The following is an 8,340-nucleotide window of genomic DNA, read 5'->3' as shown; positions in this document are numbered from 1 at the left end:
CATCAACCCCCACCACACCCCGCGACCAACCCGCGCGAATCTCGCCATCCGTGGTGATGCACTGATAAAGCAGCTCGATACTGTCCGGCCCGGTCACCCGCCCGACCTGGTTGCCCTGGCGAATATGCCCACCCGCATAAGTCCCCCAAACCGCCGCGCCTTCGACGAAGTAGTGAAACACCGTGCGCGCATCGGACAGCCCCTGAGCATTGTTCGCCACGGCAAACCGGCGGTTGTTCAAACGCTCGGTGACTTGCGAAAAAGCAGATTCCATAAACCACACATCCTTAGTCGAAAAGATCCATTCCAGCCTTCGCGCATCCTAATCCATTACCTCCGCGCAGCAAGGCGCTACAGGCGTTTTCTGCCAACCCAACCGCACAGCCACGTTGGACGGTCCTACCCGCCCCACCTAGTCTGCCCAAAACACCCTTACAGCCAGAACCGAGTTCACGAGAGGCAAGATGAGCAACTTCCCGATCGTCGCCACCGTCCTCTCAATGATCCTCGGGCTCTCCGTCACCCGCCTGTTACTCGGAGTATTAACGGTGTTCCGCATCCGCCGCGTTGCCAAGCCAGATTGGGTGGCGCTGCTCTGGGCGGTGATGCTGTTTACCATGCAGCTGCAATTCTGGTGGGCGGTCAACGCACTGTCGGCGGTGAAACAGACCTTCTCGTTTCTCGAATTTCTCCTGCTGGTGATGCTGACACTGTCGCTGTTCGTCACGGCGGCGTTGTTGCTGCCGAGCCGTAGTGAGGATGAGCAGAACGGGTTGCACGTGTACTTCGAGCAGGATGGGCGATACGCTGATTTCCCTCGCAACCTGACGATGCGGCCACGCAAACGAAAATGGGGACGGCGTTATTTTCAAACAATAACGCCGTCCCCATTCTTTTTTGCCACCAAGTGACTTGCCCTTCCTAAGCCGGCGCCTTCAACTCGACGTTATCCAGCGCCTTGTTCACCGCCAACTCCCCCAACATCACCACCTGCGCAATCCCCAACAACGTATTGCGATTCGGCCCTTCCAACATCCCGGCAAAATCACCCAGCATCACCGTCGCCGAGGCCAAAGATTCGCAAGCATTGACCAGCAAGGTTTCGGTGTCGGATTGTGGGTTAACCATGAACAAAGTGCTGGGACTGTACGGCGTAGCCATGATCTTCTCAGGCACAAGATAATGATCGAGCGCCCGCTCCGCCGCCGCGTGAAGCTTTCTCGAATCAAACGACTCATACGGCGACGCCGGATCTGTGATCGGCGGATTGTTTGTGGTTTCGGACATCAACTGAATCTCCAGCAAGCACCCAACAAGGCACTCCAAGAAAAACGACTACCAAATGAACACCGCTCCCCCCTGTAGGAGCTGCCGCAGGCTGCGATCTTTTGATCTGCTTTCCAAAATCGCAACCTATGGCAGCCCCTACACAGAGCTCGCGGCATCCCCGTAAACGAGCCAGCAACTAGTGCGGCAAGCGGCGCCCATCCAGGATTCGATTGACCATCAGCTCACTCAGCATGATCACCTGATGCAGCATCAGCATGGCGCGCCGCTGAGAGTGGTCAACGACATCGCCGATATCACGCGCCATGTCGCTGGCAGCGGCTAACGACTCGCAGGCTTCGACGAGCAAGGTTTCCTCGTCCACGGCGGGATCGACCAGAAAGATCTTGTTGGACTTGCGGGTAGGGATTGAAAGCTTCAGTGAGCCGGGGTTGAGATAGAAGTTGATGGCGCGGTCAGTCGCCTCTTTTATCTTTTGTGGTTCTAGCGATGGGTCGTACGGGATCGGATCGATGTCCGGTGGGTTTGGCGTTGGTTTGAACATTGATGAAGCTCCTAACACATTTAAAGGAGGCTTCACCCTTTCGCTACCAAACGAAGGGTGGCGGCCATGCAGAGGTTGGTAGACCGGGTGTTAGGATCCGGCGCGCCCTAGGACGCCCTATACATGGCCACCATAATCGAGCGAGAAATCTCGACGACAGTGGGCTGTACAACTAACACCGGGCTACCAAACCCGATCACTGTTTTCAGTGACGGGGAAACGATATAGCCCGCTGCATAGTCGCGTATGCCGGCGGATTCTGGCGTACGCGTAGGCAACGGCGCAAGGCGTTGTAGCCTTTGTGGCGTAACGGGTTGTGTAATTTAAACGCGTTTGTGGGGTTATGTTTACCCGTGGGAAATGCCCTAGCCCTACATAGTGCTTTTCTACAAATTCAGCACAAACCACTTCGGCCTAATGTGGCCGTTTGGAACCGCCTAATGCCACAAACCGTGGTCACACCTAGGTTTCGATGTAACAAACTAAGCGCATGACGTCGCTCATATTTTTAAGCCGGACAGTGAACTCTCCGGACTTATTCTCTTTTGCGCAGGGAAATCTTCCAATAATTTCATCACGCGAAAATTTTGGGAGACGGAGGCATGGCTTCCTGAAATAGAACAACATCCACTTTTGGTTCGGAATGAATGCAAAATCGCAGTCGTAGTTACGCAAGAAACGAAAATCTTTGATGTGTCCGTGCGAGCCTGGGTAGCAGTCATAGCCTTTCAGCGTGGATGCCCATCCAATGACGTACAAGAACGCGTGTTTAGCCTCGGGAGTACGCAGGATCTCGTAGTATTCCTGGTAAACCTCACTGCTCTCAGCTCCGCGCAGCATCTCGCAATCTCCCAGTTTTTCGGACAAAGGCTGCCTTTTAGCGTGGATAAGTAGCCGTAGTCGTCACCAGCCTTCAAGCTTCAGCGAGCCAAGCCACGTCAACCTCTCTGGCTCACAACCTACTGACGATTTCCTTCCAGATGTAGGCATAGTTGTATTTCAGCCAACGCACCAGCACTTTGTCGAACTGCCGGCGAAACCAATTACGCTTTCTCGCGGTTATCCTTTCCTCTATCGACTTTTTGAGAATGTCGGGATCGAACCCTGTCCACACCGGTGGTACAGCGGCCACAAGATTGGTGAAACACACAGGAGCGACCTCTGAATAGAGGATTTCGTAAAGGATTTCAGGATCGACGCCTCTGACCTTATCCGCGACAAAATCATACTCGACCGGGAAATCGTTGAATGGCTCTGAAAGTGCCGTTCTGATCTTTGTCAGTTGTGGTCCACTCAGAAGATGCCGCAATACGAAAACTCCATCTGTTCTTTATACAATGAACTCACAACCGCTTCGCCCGCCCCCCCCGCCGTCGACCATCCTTCGAATGCCAACCACTAAGGGATATCTAGCGCCCGACCATTTTAGATTATGGTGGTCTGGCCCCTTTTTCTACCCGTCTCAAGGGGCGTCGGACACGAATATAAGCAAACCAACTTTCCTGTGGCTAACCTCCGGACATATTTGATATTAGCCACAGGAACAATCGACCAAGTCAGCTTACTTCAGGATATCTTTTTGAAATCTCCACCAAACGCTCCATATCGAGAACGTAGGTTCCAAACGTAAGGGATTGCCCTTTAAGGTCGTAGCTCACTTCAATATCAACGAAAGATGCCATACAGTCTTTCACTGTAGTATCACCATTCAAATACGAGATGAGATCTTCAACTTTAAATTCAAGACCCTCCCAGACCCGCCTCGTCACGCCGGCAATATTAACGACACCTGAACTTATCATATTTATCAATTCATGCCCTTGCCGGACAGGATGCCCACCTACCTCACACCCATTAAAAACTCTATTCGCCACCGCTACACAGGTATATATTTGATCCACCGATTCATATTTAAATTTTGCAGCAGCGAACAGTCTTTTTTGCTCTTCTACAGAACCCAGCCACTCCTTACGGATACTCAACTGGCGTGCACCATAAGACACATGATCAAAGCTATTCCGCATTTCATGTACATTACATGGATGGTAGGGATTCTTGCATTCAATCAAAAATAACTTACCATCCTTAAAAGCGACTATATCTGTTTCAATCTCTCTTTTCTGAAAGTTAATTTTCAGTTCTTGCACAACCGAGAACCCTTGCGACTCTAGGGCTTGAAAAAGCATATTCTGCATTGGGTCGATATCACCCGGGAAAGGATGCTTAATTTTTTGCCCACAAAATATGTTTCTAGCAAGATTCGAATTAGCCACAAGTGCAGGAGCAACAATATAATGCCCGTTCAGCTTTATCAGCGGCGTGTACTGTATATCAATATGATCAGCACTTGAAAGCTCTAACGATATTAAGGACAATGCTTTCTTGGAATCACGACCAGGAAGCACCATTTGAACAATCTGCTCGAGTAGGCTTTCACTGAAAGTGGGCAGTACAGATCTCAAAGCAATCGTATATTTATCACTGGCAACATGATCAGCAATAGCGCGTTGATAAATAACGCTGAAAAACCTAAATAGCCGCTGAACCTTCATAATATCAAGCGCTGTTATACCATCACGAATATCAACATCCTTCAAAGACCCATAGTCATAATTCTCTATACCCAACTGCACAAGCGCTTCAATTTCTTCTTCAAAAAGACCATCTGTGGAGAAAGGCTTAAAAAGCTCTGGATCCATTACAAAACCTAAAACATACCGAGGTAATGGCAGTGGATTTACAAATATTATTTTTTCCTTGCCAGCATCGTAAAATTCTTCAGCAAATTTTTTAATAGACGCGGGTCTATTTTCGTTTCGCTCATTAAAAACATATTCTTCTAAGCCCTTCCTCCGAATCAACATCTGCTGAATAGTCTGTATATACCCGAGCCTAATTGATTTTTCCACTCGAGGATCGATAGACGCTACAACCAAGTCACCGGCCCGCCGAACTGCCTTAAACGGAAACCCATCCAAAAGCAACTCCGCCTCCTTGTAATTGCAGATTTTCGCAGCATCAATTAACAAACCCCAGTATAACTGTGTACTAACAGCCGACTCATCCACATGTTGAAAATATTCATTACGAACCCCAAACTCATCTCGATGCAGCCTTAATATATAACTAAAAGCCTCAGCAAGATCTTCATTACTGTAGTGCTCAACATCATCTGACGATAAAGTTTTGTTGAAATCCGGCATACGAGTCGCGAAGAGTATCTCCAAATTTGCCAGCAAGGTTTTAACAACAAATTTCCTTCTACCTTTTACGACTTCCACAACGCCAGCATGGATTTGTCGAACCTTCGAACCAAAAGCAAGCAAGCTACTTACTGAGTCCAAGTAACCCTTTAACTCAAAATCAAGTTTCAATACTTCACCGAACGCTATAAGATCCTTGACAACAGCTTGAGCAACACTGGTCTTAAACTTATACTTTGAACACCTGAATGCGCCAGCACTCCTCATCTCAGCCATTGACTTGTCGGGAGAATAGATTACAAGGGCACGGGCGAGCATTTTTGCCTTGTATACTTCATTAGAACCCATCAAGCCTATTAATTCGGAAACCTTATTCTCAATGTCATACTTTATTTTCTTCGAACTCAACCTTGCAGCCGCCTGTTCCCGACCAACTATTTCAATCAAATCAGTAGAGACTTCATTGCTATCCAGCATAACTACAACGCTTTCAATATCCATTGTTTTTAACTCCATTTAAATTTTAGCCCATCAAGCACGAAAGCGAATAATTAATACTAGCTCGATTTCTTCACTTCAATTATTTTTATGCTAGGAACGAGGCAGGGTGCTCCCCAACCCTTAAAAATAATTCTTCTCCCCGGCAATTTCAGTTCTGACGACTTCGGCGCGCACCTCTCCAAAGTCATCGGCATCAGCCTGCGCGATTTCCTGCACATTCGATGAGCACAGAATCAGCGCCATTATCAAGCTCGGTTTAGCCTTCATCCTGTCTTTTTCAAAAATTTATTTACGTAATACCTCAAACTCCACCGATCCTTCGGCCGCGGCTTATAGTGCGTTTTATTCCTCTGCCCCGGCTCACCACCCACCCCACTCGCCGTGTAGTAATAAAGCGCAATCGACCGCCGAGTGATGTGTTCCGGTGTAGTCAACGGCTCCGGATGCCCATGGTTACTGTCCTTGTCCGTATTAAAAATCACACACCGGTTATAAACCGGCAGCACTTTCTTCAGGCACTTTTTCATCCCCACATCCCAAAGCTCCAGGTTGCCGCCGTACGCCTCCTGCCAGTCCTCGGTCAGGTAGATGATCACGTTCAGCCGTCGCTCGACGTTGAGCTTTTTGTTTAGTCGAAAATCCGAGTGCACGCCGAGGAAGCCGCCGGTTTTGGTTTCGTGCAGGCCGCCGCCGGCGAAATAAGGGTCTGGAATCAGCCCTTGAATGCCAGTCAGTTTTTCGAGGAACTCGAGCATGGGTGCGGAGTTGAAGGTGTTGAAGACGTTCTTCAGGTAGGGGCTGCAGGCGTTGGGGCTGATCTGGCGTTTGAGTTGGCCTTTGTAGCCGCGTTCGTAGATCTGTTCGTTGTTGGTCGGTTCGACCGGGAAGTGTTCGCGGATGCTGGCGATGACGTCGGCTTGCAGGAAGTTGTCGATGACGATGTGCGGGAATGGTGTGGCCTGGGTGTATTCGTGGGTCAGCGATTCGCCGAAAGCGCTGGCGGCGGTTTGGTCGAAGTCGAGTTCGGGGGTCAGGGTGATGGGGAGTGTTTGTGTGTTGGCTTGCATTGCCGCTCCAATTAACTTGAATGCTTTCAGGTCTCGGTAAACAAGGCTGGGCGCTCGGCGCGATGCCTTTGTTTTTTTGCTGAGTACGGATGCGAGCAGGTTGCCATGTCGGGCATGGCCTGCCGAGTGTCCGTTGCGTAAACGTGGTGCGGCGCTGTAACGACATGTTTCTGACTGTCACAAACGCGTCATATTGCCTCTGCTAATCTGCTCGGCGCCCTGCCCTACACCCCAGTCCTAGAGCCCCCAACCGAAGGTGCCGCCAAGGTGTTTCCGACTCCTGTTCGCCAGCAAATCATCCTGCGCTCCGACAATCTTCGTTCCGATGACTTCGGCGCGTTGTTCTCCCGATTCTTCGGCAACCGTTATTCCGACTCCCCGCCGCTGCCGTCGAACATCATCATCGGCGGCGTTTATGGGCGGCACGATGGCGTCAGTTTCCGGCGCATGCATTACCACGGCGATTTCAGCGTTTCGTTTCCCGATCCGCAGGATGAGATCACGTTTGTGATCCCCACGGCGGGCAAGATTGTTTTCAACCACGCGACCGAGTCCATCGGTGTGACGCAGGTGGGACTGGCGGTTGATAAGGCCGATATTCGTTCGATGCGCTTTGTTGATGATCATGCGCATCACGGCATGTCGATCAATCGTCATCAGCTTACCGAGCGGTTGTCGATGCTGTTGGATAAACCGATTCTGCAGAAGATCGTTTTTGCAACCAGCGTGGACCTGAACACTGCAGCGTTTCAGGGGATTCGGGCGTTGATTGATCTGGCGACGGGGGCGGAGTTTGATCTGTTGCTCAACAGTGGGACGTTGATGCCGTCGCGGTTGCGCGAGATGTTGATTGATGCGGTGCTGGAGGCGTGGCCGCATAATTTTTCAGAGGCATTGCGGCGGCCGGCGCCGATGGTTGCGCCAAGGCATGTGAAGCTGGCGGTGGAGTTTATTCAGGCGCATCCGGAGCAGTTGGTCAGTGGTGTGGATCTGGCGCGGTTGAGCCATGTCAGTCAGCGCGCGTTGCAGGAGGGGTTTCGGCGGTTTGTCGGGATGTCGATTGTGGCGTATCAGCGGCAGGTTCGGCTGGAGCGGGCTTATGAGGTTTTGAAGCGGCGGGGTTCGGGGTCGGTGACCGAGGTGGCGTTGCGGTTTGGGTTTAGTAATGTGGGGCGGTTTTGTCAGTATTTTCAGGGGGCTTTTGGGGTGAGTCCGGCGGATTTGCGCGGGCGGGGTTGATCGGTTCTTAGGCTGGAATGCTAATTGTGGGAGCGAGCTTGCTTGCGAAGGCGGTGGGTCAGTCGACAGTGATGTTGATTGTGCTGGCCTAATCGCTAGCAGGGCTAGCTCCCACATTTTTTTTGAGGTGTCTGGATTGATGGCATGCCACAAAACTGTGGGAGCTGGCTTGCCAGCGATGGCGGTGGGTCAGTCGATGGTGATGTTGGCTGGGCTGGCCCAATCGCTGGCAAGCCAGCTCCCACAAGGATTTCTGGTGTGCCGGAGATTGTCGGCATCCCACAAAACCTGTGGGAGCGAGCTTGCTTGCGAAGGCGGTGGCTCAATCAACAGTGATGTTGATTGTGCTGGCCTAATCGCTAGCAGGGCTAGCTCCCACATTTTTTTTGAGGTGTCTTTGGGATTGATGGCATGCCACAAAACTGTGGGAGCTAGCCCTGCTGGCGATGGCGGTCGGTCAGTCTACTTTGGTGTTGGCTGATCTGGCGCTTTCGCGAGC

8 protein-coding genes and 1 pseudogene are annotated in these 8,340 nt (G+C 51.1%); 2 read left to right on the top strand and 7 right to left on the bottom strand.

Annotated features, from left to right (window positions below):
• Positions 1 to 274 (bottom strand): hypothetical protein (locus CQ009_RS29715; protein ID WP_105709490.1); only part of this gene is annotated, 274 nt, incomplete at its 3' end.
• A 190-nt stretch (positions 275 to 464) separates the two neighbouring features.
• Between CQ009_RS29715 and CQ009_RS29710 the strand changes: the two are divergent.
• Positions 465 to 809 (top strand): annotated as a pseudogene (locus CQ009_RS29710) (hypothetical protein); the annotation flags it as partial.
• A 112-nt stretch (positions 810 to 921) separates the two neighbouring features.
• On the opposite strand, the gene CQ009_RS29705 reads toward CQ009_RS29710, so the two are convergent.
• The 6 genes from CQ009_RS29705 to CQ009_RS29680 form a co-directional block, all read right to left on the bottom strand.
• Positions 922 to 1,287 carry a DUF6124 family protein gene (locus tag CQ009_RS29705; RefSeq protein WP_105709489.1) on the bottom strand — a complete coding sequence of 122 codons (366 nt, stop codon included), beginning with the start codon at positions 1,285 to 1,287 and terminating at the stop codon, positions 922 to 924.
• 178 nt (positions 1,288 to 1,465) lie between these two features.
• On the bottom strand, positions 1,466 to 1,831 hold the full coding sequence (locus tag CQ009_RS29700) for a DUF6124 family protein (RefSeq protein WP_105709488.1): 366 nt from the start codon (positions 1,829 to 1,831) through the stop codon (positions 1,466 to 1,468).
• A 952-nt stretch (positions 1,832 to 2,783) separates the two neighbouring features.
• Entirely contained in the window at positions 2,784 to 3,140 is a 357-nt protein-coding gene (locus CQ009_RS29690) for a hypothetical protein (RefSeq protein ID WP_105709487.1), read from the bottom strand.
• A gap of 247 nt (positions 3,141 to 3,387) precedes the next feature.
• Positions 3,388 to 5,535 carry a hypothetical protein gene (locus CQ009_RS29685; protein WP_064390322.1) on the bottom strand — a complete coding sequence of 716 codons (2,148 nt, stop codon included), beginning with the start codon at positions 5,533 to 5,535 and terminating at the stop codon, positions 3,388 to 3,390.
• A 120-nt stretch (positions 5,536 to 5,655) separates the two neighbouring features.
• Positions 5,656 to 5,778: a hypothetical protein gene (locus CQ009_RS30320; RefSeq protein WP_256585524.1), complete on the bottom strand. Its 123-nt coding sequence runs from the start codon at positions 5,776 to 5,778 to the stop codon at positions 5,656 to 5,658.
• A 20-nt stretch (positions 5,779 to 5,798) separates the two neighbouring features.
• Positions 5,799 to 6,602, bottom strand: a complete 804-nt coding sequence (locus CQ009_RS29680) for a 2OG-Fe(II) oxygenase (protein WP_105709486.1) — start codon at positions 6,600 to 6,602, stop codon at positions 5,799 to 5,801.
• Between the two features lie 267 nt (positions 6,603 to 6,869).
• Between CQ009_RS29680 and CQ009_RS29675 the strand changes: the two genes are divergently transcribed.
• On the top strand, positions 6,870 to 7,841 hold the full coding sequence (locus tag CQ009_RS29675; RefSeq protein WP_105709485.1) for an AraC family transcriptional regulator: 972 nt from the start codon (positions 6,870 to 6,872) through the stop codon (positions 7,839 to 7,841).
• Positions 7,842 to 8,340 lie beyond the last annotated feature (499 nt).

The sequence above is a fragment of the Pseudomonas sp. MYb2 genome, assembly GCF_002979955.1.
Taxonomy (GTDB): domain Bacteria; phylum Pseudomonadota; class Gammaproteobacteria; order Pseudomonadales; family Pseudomonadaceae; genus Aquipseudomonas.
This window is presented reverse-complemented; position numbering and strand designations above follow the sequence as displayed.